At 43.7% G+C, this 18,506-nt stretch carries 21 protein-coding genes; 15 read left to right on the forward strand and 6 right to left on the reverse strand.

The genetic code is table 11. The features are described from left to right. Positions 1-97 precede the first annotated feature (97 nt). A complete protein-coding gene (locus KNP94_RS10075) occupies positions 98-301 on the forward strand; it encodes a hypothetical protein (RefSeq protein ID WP_029330983.1) in 204 nt (67 codons plus the stop codon). Positions 302-303: 2 nt separating this feature from the next. Here the strand turns inward: KNP94_RS10075 and KNP94_RS10080 are convergent, their stop codons facing one another. Further along, positions 304-816, reverse strand: coding sequence for a YjcG family protein (locus KNP94_RS10080; protein WP_029330982.1), 513 nt, complete (start codon positions 814-816; stop codon positions 304-306). A gap of 146 nt (positions 817-962) precedes the next feature. On the opposite strand from KNP94_RS10080, the gene KNP94_RS10085 reads away from it, so the two are divergent. From KNP94_RS10085 to KNP94_RS10095, 3 genes are read left to right on the forward strand one after another with little or no spacing between them, the layout of a single operon-like run. Then, positions 963-1,508 carry a phosphatidylglycerophosphatase A family protein gene (locus tag KNP94_RS10085; protein WP_088837484.1) on the forward strand — a complete coding sequence of 182 codons (546 nt, stop codon included), beginning with the start codon at positions 963-965 and terminating at the stop codon, positions 1,506-1,508. Continuing rightward, positions 1,508-2,131 (forward strand): phosphatase PAP2 family protein, encoded by a 624-nt coding sequence (locus tag KNP94_RS10090; protein ID WP_088837483.1) that lies wholly within the window; start codon positions 1,508-1,510, stop codon positions 2,129-2,131. The genes KNP94_RS10085 and KNP94_RS10090 overlap by 1 nt, the downstream gene beginning before the upstream one ends. Beyond that, positions 2,131-2,625, forward strand: a complete 495-nt coding sequence (locus tag KNP94_RS10095) for a hypothetical protein (RefSeq protein ID WP_088837482.1) — start codon at positions 2,131-2,133, stop codon at positions 2,623-2,625. The genes KNP94_RS10090 and KNP94_RS10095 overlap by 1 nt, the downstream gene beginning before the upstream one ends. 62 nt (positions 2,626-2,687) lie before the next feature. Here KNP94_RS10095 and KNP94_RS10100 read toward each other — a convergent pair whose 3' ends face one another. The 4 genes from KNP94_RS10100 to KNP94_RS10115 form a co-directional block, all read right to left on the reverse strand. Further along, on the reverse strand, positions 2,688-3,557 hold the full coding sequence (locus KNP94_RS10100; protein ID WP_088837481.1) for a DegV family protein: 870 nt from the start codon (positions 3,555-3,557) through the stop codon (positions 2,688-2,690). Between the two features lie 64 nt (positions 3,558-3,621). Then, on the reverse strand, positions 3,622-4,947 hold the full coding sequence (gene brnQ, locus KNP94_RS10105; RefSeq protein ID WP_088837480.1) for a branched-chain amino acid transport system II carrier protein: 1,326 nt from the start codon (positions 4,945-4,947) through the stop codon (positions 3,622-3,624). A 551-nt stretch (positions 4,948-5,498) separates the two neighbouring features. Next, complete coding sequence (locus KNP94_RS10110) at positions 5,499-5,792, reverse strand: hypothetical protein (protein WP_029330976.1); 294 nt, start codon at positions 5,790-5,792, stop codon at positions 5,499-5,501. A 262-nt stretch (positions 5,793-6,054) separates the two neighbouring features. Beyond that, a complete protein-coding gene (locus KNP94_RS10115; protein WP_088837479.1) occupies positions 6,055-6,786 on the reverse strand; it encodes a hypothetical protein in 732 nt (243 codons plus the stop codon). Between the two features lie 136 nt (positions 6,787-6,922). On the opposite strand from KNP94_RS10115, the gene KNP94_RS10120 reads away from it, so the two are divergent. From KNP94_RS10120 to KNP94_RS10150, 7 genes are all read left to right on the forward strand, one after another. Next, on the forward strand, positions 6,923-7,480 hold the full coding sequence (locus KNP94_RS10120; RefSeq protein ID WP_029330974.1) for a GNAT family N-acetyltransferase: 558 nt from the start codon (positions 6,923-6,925) through the stop codon (positions 7,478-7,480). 8 nt (positions 7,481-7,488) lie between these two features. Then, positions 7,489-8,202, forward strand: a complete 714-nt coding sequence (locus tag KNP94_RS10125) for an alpha/beta fold hydrolase (protein ID WP_088837478.1) — start codon at positions 7,489-7,491, stop codon at positions 8,200-8,202. Positions 8,203-8,291: 89 nt separating this feature from the next. Beyond that, positions 8,292-9,383 (forward strand): virulence factor, encoded by a 1,092-nt coding sequence (locus KNP94_RS10130; protein ID WP_088837477.1) that lies wholly within the window; start codon positions 8,292-8,294, stop codon positions 9,381-9,383. Between the two features lie 357 nt (positions 9,384-9,740). Next, complete coding sequence (locus tag KNP94_RS10135) at positions 9,741-9,953, forward strand: hypothetical protein (protein WP_215115618.1); 213 nt, start codon at positions 9,741-9,743, stop codon at positions 9,951-9,953. 82 nt (positions 9,954-10,035) lie between these two features. Continuing rightward, positions 10,036-10,506, forward strand: a complete 471-nt coding sequence (locus tag KNP94_RS10140; protein ID WP_088837476.1) for a BsuPI-related putative proteinase inhibitor — start codon at positions 10,036-10,038, stop codon at positions 10,504-10,506. 460 nt (positions 10,507-10,966) lie between these two features. Next, positions 10,967-11,782, forward strand: a complete 816-nt coding sequence (nadE, locus tag KNP94_RS10145) for an ammonia-dependent NAD(+) synthetase (protein ID WP_088837475.1) — start codon at positions 10,967-10,969, stop codon at positions 11,780-11,782. A 131-nt stretch (positions 11,783-11,913) separates the two neighbouring features. Next, the gene (locus tag KNP94_RS10150; protein ID WP_157898489.1) at positions 11,914-13,188 is read left to right on the forward strand and encodes an FAD-dependent oxidoreductase; all 1,275 of its coding nucleotides are present in this window, start codon (positions 11,914-11,916) and stop codon (positions 13,186-13,188) included. 144 nt (positions 13,189-13,332) lie between these two features. On the opposite strand, the gene KNP94_RS10155 is transcribed toward KNP94_RS10150, so the two are convergent. Continuing rightward, complete coding sequence (locus KNP94_RS10155) at positions 13,333-13,722, reverse strand: disulfide bond formation protein B (protein WP_214765263.1); 390 nt, start codon at positions 13,720-13,722, stop codon at positions 13,333-13,335. Between the two features lie 65 nt (positions 13,723-13,787). Here KNP94_RS10155 and KNP94_RS10160 point away from each other — a divergent pair, with 65 nt between their 5' ends. The 4 genes from KNP94_RS10160 to KNP94_RS10175 all read left to right on the forward strand — a co-directional run bounded on the left by KNP94_RS10160 (position 13,788) and on the right by KNP94_RS10175 (position 18,435). Beyond that, on the forward strand, positions 13,788-14,678 hold the full coding sequence (locus KNP94_RS10160; protein WP_029330966.1) for a transcriptional regulator CcpC: 891 nt from the start codon (positions 13,788-13,790) through the stop codon (positions 14,676-14,678). Next, positions 14,662-15,774 (forward strand): N-acetyldiaminopimelate deacetylase, encoded by a 1,113-nt coding sequence (locus tag KNP94_RS10165; protein WP_088837472.1) that lies wholly within the window; start codon positions 14,662-14,664, stop codon positions 15,772-15,774. Before KNP94_RS10160 ends, KNP94_RS10165 begins: the two co-directional genes overlap by 17 nt. Before the next feature lie 234 nt (positions 15,775-16,008). Beyond that, positions 16,009-17,397: a cytochrome ubiquinol oxidase subunit I gene (locus KNP94_RS10170; RefSeq protein WP_029330964.1), complete on the forward strand. Its 1,389-nt coding sequence runs from the start codon at positions 16,009-16,011 to the stop codon at positions 17,395-17,397. A 12-nt stretch (positions 17,398-17,409) separates the two neighbouring features. Further along, on the forward strand, positions 17,410-18,435 hold the full coding sequence (locus tag KNP94_RS10175) for a cytochrome d ubiquinol oxidase subunit II (protein ID WP_088837471.1): 1,026 nt from the start codon (positions 17,410-17,412) through the stop codon (positions 18,433-18,435). Positions 18,436-18,506 lie beyond the last annotated feature (71 nt).

An 18,506-nucleotide genomic window follows, 5' to 3' on the forward strand; every position in this document is an offset into this window, starting at 1 on the left:
GGGGCAACCCTGGTTTTTTTGTTTTCTAAAAAGCTATTTTGGGAATAAGAAAAGTAGATGAGGAAAATAACGGCTACAGAAATAGGAGGGAAGAGATATGTATCAAATTGATTTTACAGTCGTTCAATACGTCAATCGGCAGGTTCGTGTTGAACCGGAACGAAAAACAGAACCGATTGCCCGAATCAATCCGATTGAGCGGATTCAGTCACATGATTATGAATTAGAAGAACAAGCGAATGCGTATGGAGTTTTACCGGAATTAAAACTTCCCGGCCGTAAGTTCGACCGGGAAGTTTAATGTTAGTGTTGTTTGAAGCGGAATGTTTCATAAACGCTCCAGGCACCATTTTCTAATTCATAGAGAAGTGCCATTTTCGTGACGTCTTCTTGAAAGCGAATATCTTCCATCTTTAGCCGTTCTAGAACGTCGAACAGTTCGACATCAGAAAGATCTTGGCCAATCGTAATATGTGGCAAAAAGTCGTACTTGGGTGTATGTTCGAGTCCATTTGAATGTAACGCACGATGCAACTGCTCCATTTCGTCCGTCGGCATGACTTTTAAGAACAAAACATTGTTTGTCGGATGGAAAGAGCGTGCCCCTTGAAGATGTAGTGCGAGTGGTTTCGTTTGTTCAGCCACTTTGTTTAATTCAGAAACAATCGATTCTAACTCACTTTCATCAACACTCACGCGTTCACGCATCGTAATATGTGGCGTGATTAAAGCATACTTTGAATCATATCGTTTTCGATACGAATTCGCGAAATCTTGTATGCGCTTCGATGGAAACAGAACTACCCCGATGTTCATCGAAAAATCCCCTACTTTCCCCTAAAATGATAACGCTTTACAAAATAATCATGACGGATTATGGGCGCTATGTCAAAGATGTTTGAGAAGAGTCAGGGAATCTGTGTATACTTGTGAAGAACTTTGTCAGAGAGGTGGATTTAGTCATGAAAGAAAAAGCACATTCAAAAGAGGTCAAACAAGCAGCGATTGAAAAGCTTCACGAACGTGGAGTAACGATTCATGCCATTTCTGAAATCGTGTATCAGATGCAGGCACCTTATACGGAGGAGTTGACACTCGAGACATGTCTCAGCTCAGTCGAACGTGTACTCGAAAAACGGGAACTCCAACATGCGATTTTAGTTGGGGCAGAACTTGATATTCTTGCGGAAAAGGGTCTGTTGTCTGAACCATTATTATCCATCATTCGAAGCGATGAAGGATTGTTTGGCGTCGATGAAACGATTGCGATTGGTGCGGTCAATACGTATGGTTCAATCGCGGTCACGACGTTCGGTTACTTAGATAAAGCCAAAATCGGTATTATCAAGGAGCTCGATACGAAAGTCGATGATGGACGTGTCAATACGTTCATGGATGACATTGTCGCGGCGATTGCAGCGAACGCATCCGGACGCCTTGCACACCGTTTACGTGATAAAGAAGACTATTCAGCGGAAGAACTTGAACAACGAAAGGGAACGTACTAATGAAAACCAATCATCGGGCGTTAATCGTCTCAGGAATCGTACTCGTATTGTTTTTAACGATTGCGTTATCGATTCGCCTGACAGGTTATTTTTTGTTTGATGCCCAATTATCGAATGAAATGGCAGAACGTGTTCCAGGTAGCTATGTCTCGTGGTTCACGCGGATTGGATCAGGTGTCGGAGCTGTGACGATTACGAGCATTCTTGCAATCGTCAGTTACCTGATTTGGCGTGATAAAGTCGGTAGCATTTGGTATTTCATTGCTTGTCTCTCCGTCGGGGCGTTAAATCAAGTCGTTAAATTGATTTTCGTCAGAGAACGTCCATCATTAAATGACTTGGTAGGGGGCGTAGGATATAGCTTTCCAAGTGGACATTCATCGATGGCATTTGCCGTTTATGGAGGATTCATCGTACTTGCTTGGCGCTTTTTAAGTCGGACGGGGCGGATTGTCGTCAGCACGATTTGTACGTTGATGTTTCTCGCAATGGGATCTTCACGGATTATTTTGAACGTTCATTATTTTTCTGATGTCCTCGGAGGATTTTTATTCGCGGCCTTCGTCCTCAGCTTATCATATGCATTCGTATCACCGAGACGAAAAAAGGAGATTTACAATTAATGTTGTTACTTGATATTGACAATAGCATTTTGTTCGATGAAGCAACGATGCGGACGATGAACAAACCGACATTGCTCGTCGAGCGAATGGATGGAAACAAACAGTTCATGACGATGCGGGCGCATCTGCGCCTGAAGCGTCTAGTTGAAATCAATCAAGTGATTCCAGTGACGAGCCGAACGGTAGATCAGTTTAAACATCTTGAATTATTTCAAATCGACGCAAAACCAAAGTGGGCAATTCTTGAGAGCGGGAAAACCCTGCTAAAAGAAGGGAAATCAGATAAGCGATATGAAAATTGGCTGCGACAACATCAGCAACCTGCCACGATGTCGTCGATTTTAATCTATCTCGAAGAAGTAGAAGTGACGAACTGGCAAGCTTATCCGGCGATGACCTTATCGGAACGTCTGACTCGTCCCCATGAAGGAATCTCTTCCGTAGAGGATGAATCAGCGTTATTAGAAGAACTATTTCATCGTTATCAAACGTGAATCATTAAAGTAAAAGAAAAAGCATCCGACGTAGTGACGTCGGATGCTTTTTCTTTTTACTATTACGGGTATTCAATTTGGTCGAACCAATAGACACCGATAGTAGCGGCACCTGCATGTGACAAAATAGATGGGCCGAATTGAGTGATTTCGATGGAAACGTCAGATAGTTTAGATTGAATGAGACCACGAAGTTGTTCAGCTTCTTCTAACGCCAATGTATGTCCGACGTAGAGTCTTTGCTGGTGTAGACCAGAAGCCTGGACTTTTGCCACGACCTCCGTAGCCATTTCCTGAAAAGCTTTCTTCAAGGAGCGAACCTTCTTAAAGGGAACGAGTTTCCCAAGTTCATTGAACGTAACAATCGGCTTGATATTCAGCATGTTCGCAAGTAAAAATTGACTACTTGAAACGCGACCCCCACGCCGCATCGTTTCCATATTCCCGATGATCAAATAAAAGTGAGAACCGTGTTTGAACTTTTCGAGAACAGTCATCACGTTTTCAGGACGCATTCCAGAAGTTGCGAGCTCGATCGCAATCTTAATCATTTCTTGCTGATTGGTCGCCCCTGTATAAGAATCAATGGCATACAAGGGGAAGCCAACAGCCTCTGCAGCTGCGACTGAGCTTGCATATGTTCCGCTTAAGCCACTCGTGATATGAATGGCATACCCGTAATCATATCCTTCGCTCTTTAGACGCTCATACAACTCGACTAACTCTCCAAAGGAAGGCTGAGAAGTCGTAGGGACGGCAGAAGAATGTTGTTTCATTTTTTCATCTAGTTGTTCAATTGAAATGTCGACATACTCACGGTACGATTCACCGTTAATGATGAGTTGGGTCGGCACCACATGGACTCCGATCTGTTCTGCTTCTCCCTCTCGGAAAAAAGCCATACTATCGGTGATCCAAGCAATCTTATCCATTAAAACGACGCCTCCAGTAGAATTCCATTTTTCTCATTATACCACAGGCATGAAAGCGGAATCATCAGCCTGCTTGTTTTTGGCTGATGGAATTATGAGAAACGTGTCCAATCCATGAACTGATGATGAATGTCACGATTGCAGGTAATAACCATGCCATGTTTTGGTCGACTAACGGGAAAGCTTTATACATACTGCTGGCGAATGCAGGTAAAACTTTTAACGACATGAGTGAGCTGAGTAAAGAGAGAAGCGCCGTTACGAACAATGTCGCACCATAGACGATGGCTGGCTTCTTGATAGCTGAACGAATGAACGTCAAGACGATTAAGACGATGACAATCGGATAAAGGAACATCAATACAGGTACAGCAATCGACAGTAGTGTCTGCAATCCGAAAATCGAGATTGCGAACCCTAATACGGCTGTCGTGATACTTGCGACCGGGAAAGACAATCGTTTAAACAATGAAATCAAATATTCTGAAAATGCTGTCACAAGACCGACGGAAGTTGTTAAACAAGCAAGCAAAATCGCTGTTCCTAAAATGACTAAACCAACCGTACCGAACGTACTATCAGCATATTGTTGCAACAAATCAGGACCGCTGACTGAACCGACAGCACCGAAGCTGTTTCGTCCAATGAAACCAAGTCCTGTATAGACGACAGTCAATGAGACTGCGGCAATTAAACCGGCTTTTGTCACGTTTTTTAATTGTGATGTACGATCTTTAATTCCACGTGTGTGAAGCGTGTGTAAGACGATAACCCCGAAGACGAGTGCACCGAGTGCGTCGAGGGTCAAATAGCCTTGAAGAAATCCTTGAACAAACGAGTTCGTAAAACTGTTGTATGCAGGAGCTGGTGCCTCGACGGCAGAAAGTGGATTGACGATACTACTTATACTGAGAATCATAAGTGCCGTCAGTAATAACGGTGTGATGAAGCGACCGATGATATCAAGTAACTTACCCGGTCTTAAAACGAGAAACACGGTTGCCAAGAAAAAGAGTAATGATGAAATGATTAACGTCGTTTGGCTGGGTTCTCCTAAAAAAGGAACGATACCAAGTTCATACGTGACGACGGATGTTCTCGGGATGCCGAAGAATGGACCAATCGCGACGTAAAGTGCGAATGTCAAGAAAGCACCAACAGCTTTCGGCAATGGATTTGCCAGCGTACTAATTCCGCCGCCAACCCAAGCGACTGCGATTAAGCCCGCTAACGGGAGACCGACGCCTGTTACGATGAAGCCTAGCATGGCAGGTAAGAATTGTGTTCCGGCAAGAGCACCGAGTTCGGGTGGGAAAATTAAGTTACCGGCACCAAAAAACAAAGCGAAAATCATAAATCCTAAAGCGAATAAATCTTTACGGTTCAACATATATTATGCCTCCTGATTCCTCATAATCTTACTCACTATACCATTAGAAATTAGCTGTTATAAATAAATTTTAAAACATTCGTTATTCAAGAATCGAGGAGTCGAAGCAAACGCGTTTTAACCTCTACACTTGTAAAAGAAGATCAACCGCAATGTGGAATTAAAAAACCTATCCGTTAGATTGGATAGGCGCCATCTGTTTCACTGGACGCCTCATTCGATCCATCGAAAGGAGGGCCCAAAAACTATTTCATCGTCACATGAAATGTTTTCAGTCCCACGCGTACAGAATAATCAGTCGGTGATTCAAAGTTAAAACTAAAGTGCTCATAATATGGTGCTCCTCTCGTTGAATTTGTCTCAGATTATCACGGGATACATGATTAATCAATATTTTCTGACAATTGTTCCAAAAGAAAAAATATTGAGAACGTTATCATGCATATTATTACTAAAAAAGATGCGAAAAGAACCATATTATAACAAAAAATCCGGTCCTTCATTGAAGAAGTGACCGGATGGTTAATATAGATATAACGAGCGACATAAGTTTAACTAGAAGCCATGAAGCGCCCCTTTTTTTGTCGTCTCATTTTGTGGAGGAGCCAGGCGTGAACGACTTCACAAGATTGACGGGGCAACGTTAGCTCGACGAGCGGTTCCTGTTGCTGCCCTCGGATGGTGAATACTCCGGTCTCTTCATCAATCGGTGAGATTGCCATTGAGCTCGCATCATTCAGTGATAATTTAAGTTCGCCAATTGACGCATCCTTCAGTTTCAGGATATGTCCGTTCGTCGCGAATTTAGCGAATGATCCGATTCCGTTCACTTTTAACTGGTCCATAACTAGTTCCTCCTTTGTTAGCTAACACGAACAATCATCATACGTGTAACGAAAAAAAACAACTGCAACTTCTAACTTATCCAAAAGGTTAATCTCATTATAACGAAGTCTCTAAAAGAAGCTAGCATTATTTTATGTGAAAATTCAATTAATTCAAGAGAGGTATTGTATGATATTAGATTTCTTGAAATAATACATGAAAGTAGAAAAAAATAAGATACAAAAAAAGCATCCTATCATTTGATGATAGAGATGCTGAAGATCATCGTACCTCAAAATCCCAGGCTTTTTTGCGGTGGACGAATTCACCACGTGCGATGATGGACTCTTTTTCAGACTCAAAGTCTTCCTTTAGCACGGCCATGTCTTCGTAACGACCCGCAATATAAAGAGGAATGCTGAGTTGTCTCGTAAAAACAGAGCGTTTTATATTCGCGAAATCAATTAACACACCTTCGCTGAGCAATTGACGAATATGGATCAGGATTTCAGCCGTCAAAGGACGGGGAGATAACCCACGAAGCTCGTGACGAATCTTTCGCTGAATTAAGACTGAGAGAATTTGCTCGATTCGGGACCAATCTTTTAAATATACTGTTGCCTGAAATCCGTCGTGTTCACTGAAATAGGCGAACTCGTTCTCGACCGATGACGCGAACGGGCTCGGCATACCACGCTTCATATGCATGAGGAATAACAGCTCCGCAACTTCAGGATCAGTTAATGTATCTAAGGAATGTGAAGAGCGGATGTCGATCGCGTTCAATGGATGACGAACGACATCATTCGACGCGGAAAATTGCTCGATTTCATGTGCTTCAACGTAATTGAGCGAAGTACGAAACGATTGTTTGACGGCTTTAAAGTCTGCACCTGAGACAAGTAATGGACGTTTTAAATCTAGCGCAATCATGAAATCAGAAAATGTCACACCAGACATCGTTAAACGATGGTTTTCTGCATCTTCATAAAAATAAAGCATTGTACTTGACATAGCCATCTGCTTCCTTTCTTGACTCATCAATACTTACTATTTCAATAGTAGCAAAACTTCAATCGAGCGAAAAGAATAATTCCTTTTGAAAACGGGCATAATAAAGAATAGAAGCATAAAAAGAGGTGATCAAACGATGTGGGGGTTACGAAAACCATTTCCAGAGTTGACGACGGAACGATTTGTTCTAAGGGAACTTGAAAATAAAGATGCACGTGATTTATTTAAGATTCTTTCAGATGAGGACGTCATGTACTATTACGGATCGGATCCGTTAGCGACTGTGTATGAAGCAAAAAACGTCATTAGTTATTTCAAAGAACAGTTTACACAAGGGAAGGCGATTCGGTGGGCAATCGCTGATTTGCAAACGAACCAATTAATCGGGACAATCGGCTTCCATAATTGGTTAGCGCAGTACCACCGTGCTGAAATCGGTTTTGAGGTCAGTCAAGACTACTGGAAGCAAGGTGTCGCTTCTGAGGCGGCGCGTGCTGTTTTAACACATGGATTCGAAGACTTCGCCCTCCATCGCATCAGTGCCCTTGTTGCACCTGAAAATCTTGCTTCGAATGCACTCGTCCAAAAATTAGGTTTTCAATCGGAAGGATTGCTTGAGGATTATGCCTACAGTCATGGACGTTTTATGGATTTGACAATTTACCGGATGCTTGCATCGGAATGGAAGGGATGAGTTAGTCAATGTCGAAACAAACACTCGTATTGCTACACGGATTTGCTGGAGGAACAGATTATTTTAATCGGGTGGAAGCAAAGCTTCGCTTATCGTTTGATGTCTTGCCGCTGCGACTACCCGGTCATGAAGGAGAGGACGTAGGACCTGACACAGTGGAAGGATTTGCAGAGTGGGTCATGAAGGACTTGGAACGCCGGGAAATCGAAAATCCGATTATCATTGGTCACTCTTTCGGCGGATATATTACGGCTGCGATCGTCGAAGCTTATGCAGATAAAATTGCTGGTTTCGGTCTCGTCTATTCAACGGCGAAACCAGACGCTACTGAAGCGAAACAAAAACGGAATCAAAACATTAGTCGTGTCGAGGAAATTGGAGTTCGGGCATTCGTTGACGGCATGATTCCCGGCTTATTTGCTGAAGGGGCAGATCCGATGCTAATTTCTGAAGCAAAAGAGATTGGTTACATGATGACAGTCGAAGGTGCAATACGCGCTCTAAGTGCGATGCGCGACCGGAGAGATGTCACGAGCGCATTGAATCAAACTTCAGTTCCTGGTGTGATTGTTCATGGTGAAAAAGATGCCCTTATCTCTAAAGAGAGTGCATTTAGCCCGAATAACTCACGGATCAGCTTTGAATCGACGGACAGTGGTCACATGGGGATGCTTGAAACACCGGATGCGTTCTGTGAGATTATCGAGCGTGTATTTGCTTAAACAACATCAAAGCTCTACGGTTCGAATCGTAGAGCTTTTGCGTTGCAATTTCTTTAAAGTTTCTGAATGATGGAGGGGGAGGGATCGATATGAAAATTGTAGCAATTGAACCAACACCAAGTCCAAACAACATGAAAGTCATCGTTGATGAAACATTTTCTGAAAAGGGACAGACCTTTGAACATGCTTTTGGTGCGCCGGAGCACGTAACGAAACTTTTAGACATTCCTGGAATTAAATCAGTCTATCAAGTGAGTGACTTTCTTGCCGTCGAACGTTTTCCAAAATACGATTGGCGAACACTCGTCATCGAAATTCGCCGAGCTTTTGGTGAGAATTTAAGTGATGTCGAAAATCATGAAACAGATGCCGCATTCGAACCTGTGCATCTCTTTGTTCAATTCATCCTCGGTGTCCCGATGCAAATCAAAGGCGTCAAAGGATTAGAAGAAAAACGACAAGGGTTACCGGAAAGGTTTCGGGATGCTGCACTATTCGTCCAACCTTTTGTCCAAAATGTCATTAGTGATCGACGCTGGGTTGAACAAGCCCCACGGTATGGGGAACTGGACGATAGTCTAGAGGAAGTGGCGCAAGAGCTCGAAATCGCCTATCCTCAAGAGCGGGTTGAACGATTGAAAGTACTCGCTTCGGGTGAAGACGTTACGTTTGATGGACAAGCCCTTAGCTCGAGCGACTGGAAAGAGCGGTTTGCAGCACTGGATGAATTACCGATTGATTTAAGCTGGATCTCGGCTTATGCGAAGATGCTTCAGGATGAAAAAATGCAAATCAGACGACAAGCAATCGTCAAGCTCGGCATGTTTGAGGAGAATCGTCAAGAATTGCTCGAATATATCACGAATGCTTTACATGACCCTTCAGGAATCGTTCGTCGGACCGCAGGGGATACAGTATCTGATTGGGCACTTCCGGAAGCGGAGCCGATGATGATTGAAGCGTTGACCGATAAAAACAAACTTGTTCGTTGGCGTGCCGCGCGCTTTCTATTCGATGTTGGAACGGAACGGGCAGTATCTCGCTTAAAAGAAGCAGCGCAAGATAAAGAATATGAAGTCGCACTCCAAGCCGAGCTCGCCTTAGCACGAATCGAGAGTGGGGAAGAAGCACTAGGGACAGTCTGGCAACAAATGAACCGTTTGATTGATGAAAGTTCATAAGAACTTGAAAAAACCATGTTTGGCACAATCATTCGACAAAATCGCGCATGTTTTGTCTAGTCATATTTTACCTATAAGACTTATGTCCTGGCAAAAAAAAGAAGAAAAGACTGTAATGATTTTGAAATGTCTTTGAAATCTGATGATAATCTGCATGTTTCAAAAGAAATGATTTGTTTTTTATATCATCCATTTTATGGGTTAGGAAACTGGCATAAAGTTTTGACATGAATTGTCGAATGACAATTCACCTGCTCTTTTGGACGTTTGGTAAAGTGAAATCAACATAACGGATTCGAGATTAACCGAGTGAGTTGGTTTAACTGAAATCTAACATAACAAAGGAGATGCGGGGACATGATACTTTTTGCAGAAACAGACTTAGCAGTGGGGTATAAAGAACGAACGGCTTCTGGTGTGTACGTTACAATCGAGACAGGTGATAGCCGGACAATCACACTCGTCGCACCGGTCACAGCGACAGATGCGATCTGTGATGAATTATTCGTAACGGGGATGGAACAATTATTCTCAGGTTCAACCGATATAACAGAAATGCCTGTTGCTTAATCAGCAACTATGAAAAGGAGATGAGGGAAACCTTGTCTCCTTTTTTGTATGATAAAATGGATGAAAAGAGGGAGGAGACGTCATGAAATGGTCTCGAACACGGTTGCTGTTACTTGGATTAGCGCTCATGTTAGTCGGATGTAGTCAAGAAACTAAAAAAGCGGACCTTGCAACAAAAGTGTCGAATCAACCGATTGAAATTGCCGTGTCAGGACAGGCTGTTGGATTGAATACAATAGAGGCAATCGTACGGTTGCACAATCCAAATGACCAAAACGTGAAAATTGCGTATCCTTCATCACAACGCTTTGAATTAATGGTGCGTGATGGACGAAATCACGTGATTTACACGTTTTCGAAAGAACATCTTTTTACACAAGCGATTGAAGAAGAACAGTTTAAACCGTATGAGGAAAAGGAATATGAAGTGACGATTGAATTATCAGATACTAGCGATGTAAAAGAAATCGACGGAATGACTGTTCAACAATTCGAGGGAGCGCGTGACTCGACATCGAAGGTGACATCCGTTATTTCTAAAGGGAAGCTATGATGCTAAACTGAAACTATTGAACTACCTCCACCTACGCTTCGCTAAAAGGTGGAGGATTCCTGAGTTATTCGATCTAATGTTCGAAACTTTATCAGGCTAACCCCGTCGTCCCGACGGTTGAACGTTAAACTTGCCCGTTTCTTTTGAGCGGATGCCTACTCTGCTTGGTTTTCGCTACTTCGGTCATCCGCAAGGTGGACGTTGAAGATTTTACGTGACAGACGAACTTCCTGTCACAACCCTATATCTTCAGTTTCCAAAGAACGTGACATTTTAATTATTCCTGATTTTAATTGTTTTCAAACGAAGAGCGTCGGACAATTGACGTGTTGGAAGACACGTCCTGACCGACGACGATTCATCCCCCACTTGGACTAGGGCTTCGCCCTGAACGTTTAGAAGGGGGAGTATTCTCGTCTAATTTTGGTAAAAAATAGAGAATGAGGAGTGTGATGTGACAATGCAACAAGACATCATTCAAGCGACAGGAGTCAAGCCGGTCATCGAGGCGCATGAAGAGGTGGCGAACCGGATTCGTTTCTTAAAAGAATACTTACTTCATACGGGTGCTAAAGGATTTATCCTTGGTATTTCAGGTGGTCAAGACTCGTCTCTTGCCGGACGGCTCTGTCAACTCGCTGTAGAAGAACTGAGAGCAGAAACAGGACGAGATTTTCATTTTTATGCGGTCCGCCTTCCTTATGGACAGCAGCAGGATGAATCGGACGCACAACTTGCCTTATCATTCATTCGACCAGATCACTCGTTACGCGTTGATATCAAGCCGGCAGTAGAAGCGGCAATGGCTTCATTTGAAGTCGCGACAGGAGAAGTCCTATCTGATTTCAGTAAAGGTAATACGAAGGCACGTGAACGGATGAAAGTACAATATGATCTTGGAGCGCACTTTGGTTGTCTCGTCGTCGGAACGGATCATGCAGCTGAATTCGTCACAGGTTTCTACACGAAGCATGGTGACGGGGCTTGTGATTTAACACCGTTGACTGGCTTAAACAAACGACAAGGAAAACAATTGTTACGTTATTTAGATGCACCTGTCGGATTGATTGATAAAGTACCGACAGCTGATCTAGAGGATGACCGACCTGGTTTACCTGACGAACTCGCATTAGGGATGACGTATGATGAGATTGACGACTATCTAGAAGGAAAAAGCATTTCAACTGCAAGTCAAACGAAACTAGAGACACAGTATAAACGTGTAGGTCATAAACATCATATGCCGGTTTCTCCATTAGATGACTGGTGGAAATGATATGACGATGCTTGCTCTCCGAGGCAAAGTATCTTTTTAAAACGACATCCTTTAGGGGTGTCGTTTTTTTTGTTTGGAATCGGGAAAAGAATCAAGAAAAGGGAATTGATGCTTAAAAGGAGGTGCGTCGAGTGGAAAAGATTGCAGTCGTCGGTGGTGGGTTAGCTGGTTTATCAGTGGCAGCACTTCTCGCGGATCAAGGAAAGGAAATTCATCTGTACGATGCCGGTTTACTGGGGGGGAGGGCAACTTCGCAAGTGCTTAAAGGATTTACGTTCAATTATGGAGCGCATGCTGTTTATGGGCGTGACCAATCAGCACTCCGTTCATTAATTAAACAATTGAAGCTTAATGTGACATGGCTCGATTTTTCTTCTTCTAAGGCGAAATATGAGTTTGCTGGACATTTGACTGCGGCTCCTGCGAATGCACTCGGCCTGTTGAAGACAGAACTAGTGGAAGGAACAGATAAGGTGCGTTTCACATGGGCGGTCGTTAAAACACTACTGTCACTCGAACGTGGAGAGTCGGAAGTTTCAATTGGGGACTGGTTGGTCCAAGAAAAGGTCGAAGACGATGTCTCAAGGTTAATGCTCGATTTAGCTTCGAGTAATTTTTTCACTTCCGAACCCGAAAATATTCCGTCATCTGTCTATTTTGCGTATTACCGGAAACTATTTCGTACGCGCAAACCGGTTTCATATATTGCTGGAGGTTGGCAAACCTTAATTGATGAACTCGAACGCGTTTTGACGGACTACGGGGGAGAAATCCATCGGAAAACCAAGATTACAGCGATTGAACAAAGTAGGGGAGGTTATCGATTACGCGATCGCCAAAAAAATGAATGGTCGGCTAAGCGTGTAATTCTCGCGATACCTCCTCGCGAGATGCGTAAAGTTGCATTACCATTATCGATCCAGCACTTTATTGAACCATACGCGCAGTTTGAACCAGCCGAAGCCCTAGTCTATGATGTCGGAATCAGTCCTTACATTGATACTCCTTTTTCTTATGTATTCGATCGAGACCATCAAGTCTTCGTCACGGATTTGTCACACTATGATGCAAGCATTTCTCCGAAAGAGGGACAAGTCTTACAAGTCGTCGCATATCTTGATCATAAACAGGTCAGTCAAGCGACATATATTGAAGAAAAAGTACAGCACGCCCATGACTTATTAGATCACCACTATCCAGGGTGGCGAGATCGCCTTGTGACAGAGCGGACGATGAAACGCGCAATCGTTCAAGAAATCAAATGGAAGATGGGACAAAGGCCGTTGCCTTGCTTTTTGGAAGCGGATACGTCGATTGCTTTCGTAGGTGATTGGTGTGAAGGAGAAGGTCAGTTATCGGAATTATCTTTTTCAAGTGCCTACGCGGTGTCGAGGGAGTGGCAGTGAAACGGTCAAGCATAGTATCGGCATCGGAAGGAAATGAAAAACCCGAGCATTCCTGTTATCGAAATGGAATCGCTCGGGTTTCCTGTGCGTTAATTTTTGTAGTGAGTTCTACGTGACGCATTTGTTTGAACAGATATCTGCAACTTATGCACTTTGTTTATTCGGGTAAAAGGCAAGGATCAATAAGAGGGTGAAGGCGATTAAACTCATCATTGGGATTGTCAAAAAACCGAAGTAGTTGACCCATTGAATCAGGCAACCATTCGTACAGAGTGCCTCGCCATCCGGGAGGCGTTCGAGAACAACGTGATAGGCAGCAACTGCCCAACCGATTCCAACATATAGTCGAACGAAAAGAGCATCGACGGGGCGATTCCGAAAGAGTGTAATGATTAAATAAAATGCCGTCGTATACATGAACAAGCGTTGCCACCAACAAAGTGGACAAGGGATGAAACCGCGAACTTCACTGAAGTACAGACTTCCTAAGGTCGCAATCGTTGAGACGATTAACATAAAATGATAGCGTGACATATGTACCTTCCTTCCTAACGTGTTAAACTAATGCCATCTTATATCATGAGGAGTCGAATCTTACATTGCAAGTGTCGGAAATGGAAATGTTGATAACTTTATCGGAAGAGCTGAATATGCGAAGAGCAGCCGAACGTCTTTTCGTCTCGCAGCCGGCACTCAGTCAACGATTGGTTGCGATTGAGCGCAGGTGGGCGACGAAGTTGTTCATTCGTTCTTCCCGTGGATTAAGCATTACGCCCCAAGGAGAAAAAGTCATTGGGCTCGCAAAAGAAATGAATCGAAAAGAATTAGAACTGAAAAGTGAACTGACTGCCGAAGAAGGGGCAGTCTACGGGACCCTTCGGATTGCTGTCGCCTCCATTATGGGTCAATATTGGTTGCCACGCGTGTTGAAACGTTTCGTGGAACGTTACCCGCATGTACGCGTCCAACTCGTAACAGGGTGGTCGAGTGAAATGATGCGGCATATGCTCGAAGAACATTTTCATATCGGCATCATTCGAGGTAATCCGGACTGGAAGGGCGTCAAGGAACGGTTGTTCTCAGACCCGCTCTATCTTGTTGATAGTGAGTTGACGACGCTTGAACAGTTGCGTAAGACGGACCGACCATTCATTCAGTTCAAAAGTGATTCGACGTACTATCAAGAAATACTCGAGTGGTGGCAGGATCGTTTTTCAAGTCCGCCTGCGCGGACGCTCGTCGTCGACCAAATCGAAACTTGTAAACAAATGGCGTTACACGGCATTGGATTCGCGATTTTACCAGAGTCAACGATTCAAGAATCGAGCGAAGTGATGCAGATTCCGTTGAAGACGTCTTCGGGTAAAGTACTGAAACGCGATACATGGATTTTATCGACGGAATCCATGCTTGAGTTAAAACAAGTCCAAGCCTTTTGGGACATCGTAAAAGAAGAAGGGGGAAGTCAGTCAGATGGAATACGCGATTGAAATGCGAAGAGAACTTCATAAAATACCTGAATTAGGATTCAAGGAGTTCAAGACGCAAGCCTTTATTTTAAATCAGATTCGCTCTTATCCTGAAGACCGCGTCAGCTACGATACGTTTGAAACAGGTGTTTTCGTTCGTGTTAAAGGGTTGACCGGAAATCGAACAATCGGTTACCGCGCAGATATCGATGGTTTGCCGATCGAAGAAGCGACGGGTCTTCCTTTTGGCTCGGAGCATCCGGGAATGATGCACGCCTGTGGGCATGACGTCCATGCGTCAATTGCGTTAGGTCTGCTTCGTCGTCTTGTCGAGTTACCGATCATGGATGACGTCGTCTTCTTATTCCAACCGGCAGAAGAAGGTCCGGGTGGAGCGGAACCGATGATTAAAAGTCCCTTATTCGAAAAATATCGTCCGAGTGAAATGTATGGTCTCCATGTGGCACCTGAATATCCGGTCGGGACAATTGCGAGTCGTCCTGGCGTATTATTTGCCAGTGCGCGGGAAGTTCACATCACGATTTATGGTCAAAGTGGTCATGCTGCATTTCCACACTTGACGGTCGATACGGTCGTTGCTCAGGCTGCACTCATCATGCAGTTGCAAACAATCGTCAGTCGATCAATCAATCCGATGAATTGTAGTGTCATCACGATTGGCAAGGTCGATGCGGGGATTCGTGAAAATGTTATTGCCGGTCGAGCTGTGCTAGATGGAACGATGCGTGCGTTGAACGGTACTGATATGGAAAAATTAGAAGAACGGGTACGTGACATCGTTCGTGGAATTGAAGCGTCATTTGGCGTGAAAATTGATTTGCAATTTGGAAACCGCTATTACGAAGTCGTGAATGATCAAAACGTCGTCGATAAATTTTCTTCATTCGTTAAGATGAATGCAAATTATGTTGAATGCGACGCTGCGATGACGGGTGAAGACTTTGGATTCATGTTAAAAGAAGTCCCAGGCATGATGTTTTGGCTTGGAATCGATAATCCAACGTCCGGTTTACATCAGCCGACGTTGAATCCGGATGAAGAGGCGATCCCATTTGTGATTAATTTACTGGATCATTACTTCCGTGAATATGTGTAAACTGAATGAATCGTAAAAAGACTGTAGAAATGCCCTTTACTTCGCCTCAAATCGAAGTAAAGGGTTTTCATTTAGCGAGATCATCTAGTTTTCGAACGTTTTGTGAAGAAAATCACGAATAGATGTGAACAATTTGTTACATCAAACATTTAGAACAGACACAAATGATTATGTTCTCTATGATACGGATATAAACATATATAGAAGTACGTTTAGGAAGAGGGGGGCACACACATGTTCAATGATCCAGTTATGCTCAGTCGATTATTGACAGGGCTCACATTAGCATTTCACATCATTTTTGCAACGATTGGTGTAGGAGTTCCGTTGATGGTACTCGCAGCCGAGTACATTGGAATTAAACGAAAAGATCCAGATTATATTCTTTTAGCACGACGTTGGACGCGCGGTTATATCGTAACGGTAGCGGTCGGAGTCGTTACGGGGACGGCAATCGGATTACAATTATCGCTCTTATGGCCTTCATTAATGCAAGTAGCCGGACAGACGATTGCTTTGCCGCTCTTCATGGAAACGTTCGCCTTCTTCTTTGAAGCGATCTTCCTTGGGATTTACTTGTACACATGGGATCGCTTTAAAAATCCATGGTTACACTGGTTAATCGGGATTCCGGTCGTCATCGGGGCAACGGCGTCAGCCTTCTTCATCACGACAGTTAACTCGTTCATGAATTCTCCGGAAGGTTTTAAAATTGTCAACGGAACGTTAACACAAATCGAACCGTTAAAAGCGATGTTCAATACGGCAACGCCAACAAAAGCGACACACGTTATTGTATCTGCTTACTTGACGGTTGCGTTCATCTTAGCAGCAATTGCTGCGTTCCATCTATTGCGCAAGAAAACACTGTCCGCAGCCGAGACGGCGTATCACAAAAAGGCACTTCGTCTGACAGTCATGGCTGGATTGATTTTCGCCTTCTCGACAGCGCTCGTCGGTGATTTTTCAGGAAAGTATCTTGCGAAATATCAACCTGAAAAATTAGCAGCAGCGGAGTGGCATTTTGAAACGACAAATGAAGCAGAATTGATTTTCGGTGGGATTTTGGATGAACAAGAAGATGGTAGTTATGACATCAAAGGTGCGGTTAAGATTCCATACGCCTTGTCAATTCTTGCAGGTGGAGCACCAGATACAGAAGTCATCGGTCTAAATGAATTTGCGAAAGAAGACCAAGCGCCGTTATTCGTCCACTATTTCTTCGATATCATGGTATCGATCGGGATGTATTTAGCAGCGATTTCCGCCTTGTTCATACTCGCATTCCGACTGAAGAAGTTGAACCCGTATAATAAATGGTTACTGCGCGGTATTTTCATTGGTGGACCACTTGCCATCGTTTCGATTGAAGCAGGTTGGATGTACGCGGAAATCGGACGTCAACCATGGACGCTATATGGTATTATGAGAACGGCTGACGCAGCGACGACATCTACTGCAGTCGGACCGATGCTGATTCTATTCAGCATGTTGTACCTCTTACTTGGTACGATTTGTACAGTCGTATTGCTCCGTATGTTTAAGAATAATCCTGTCGGTAAAGAACTCGCAGACGATCACCATACTCGCGGTGAAGCGATGTTTGCGGACGATAAAGAATAAGGAGGGAACGAGTTGGACATTCAAACACTAGGAATAACCGTACTTTGGACGTTCCTCTATGGATATCTCATCGTTGCCTCAATTGACTTCGGTGCTGGATTTTACGCATTTTACTCGAAATATACAAAACGAGATCATTTGACGAATCGATTGATTTTACGTTATCTTTCGCCCGTTTGGGAAGTGACGAACGTTTTCTTCGTTTTCTTCTTTGTTGGTCTCGTCGGGTTTTTCCCGGACACAGCTTATTACTATGGAACGGCACTTCTCGTGCCTGCATCAATCGTACTCGTTCTGATTGCGATTCGCGGTAGCTTTTATGCCTTTGCGAACTACGGTTCGAACGATAGTATGTTCTATACGTTTCTCTATGGTGCGACGGGGCTCTTGATTCCGGCTGCGATGTCGACGACGTTGACGATTAGTCAAGGTGGCTTTATTCGTAAAACGAATGAAACGGTTGAGTTTTTAGGGACGAAATTGTTTACGAACTTTTATTCCTGGTCAGTCGTAGCACTTGCGATTGTCTCTGTCCTTTATATTAGTGCGATGTTCCTGTTGTTCTACGCAGATAAGGCGCGAGACGTAGGGGCGAGTGACTTGATTCGGAAATGGGCGCTCTTTTGGAGCATTCCAACGATCATCGTCTGTGGACTTGTTTTCTTTGGTTTAAAGAATCAAGCTGCATGGCATTATGAAAACATTTTGAATGGTAACTGGTGGTGGTTCGCAGCAAGTTTTGTGTTTTTCTGTGTTGCAGTCGCACTCGTCTACCTGAAGCGGAATTATGGAATTGCCTTTATCGCTGTCATGGCTCAATACGGAGTTGCATGGTTCGGATACGGCTATACTCATTTACCGTATATCTTATATCCGTACATCGATATCAATAAAGCGGTCGTTAACGAAACAATGGCGACGTCGCTTGTCGTAGTCTTTATCTTCGGACTATTATTATTGATTCCGGCACTCTATCTGATTTTACGATTGTTCCTGTTTGATAACGATTATGTCAGAGGCGAAAAAGTAAAAAAATAGCGAGATCTTAAACGCCTTCACGCACTGTGAAGGCGTTTATAGTATTTTAAGAAGGAATCGGGTACACTACT

The organism is Exiguobacterium sp. s80 (assembly GCF_018618725.1).
Lineage (GTDB): Bacteria > Bacillota > Bacilli > Exiguobacteriales > Exiguobacteriaceae > Exiguobacterium_A > Exiguobacterium_A oxidotolerans.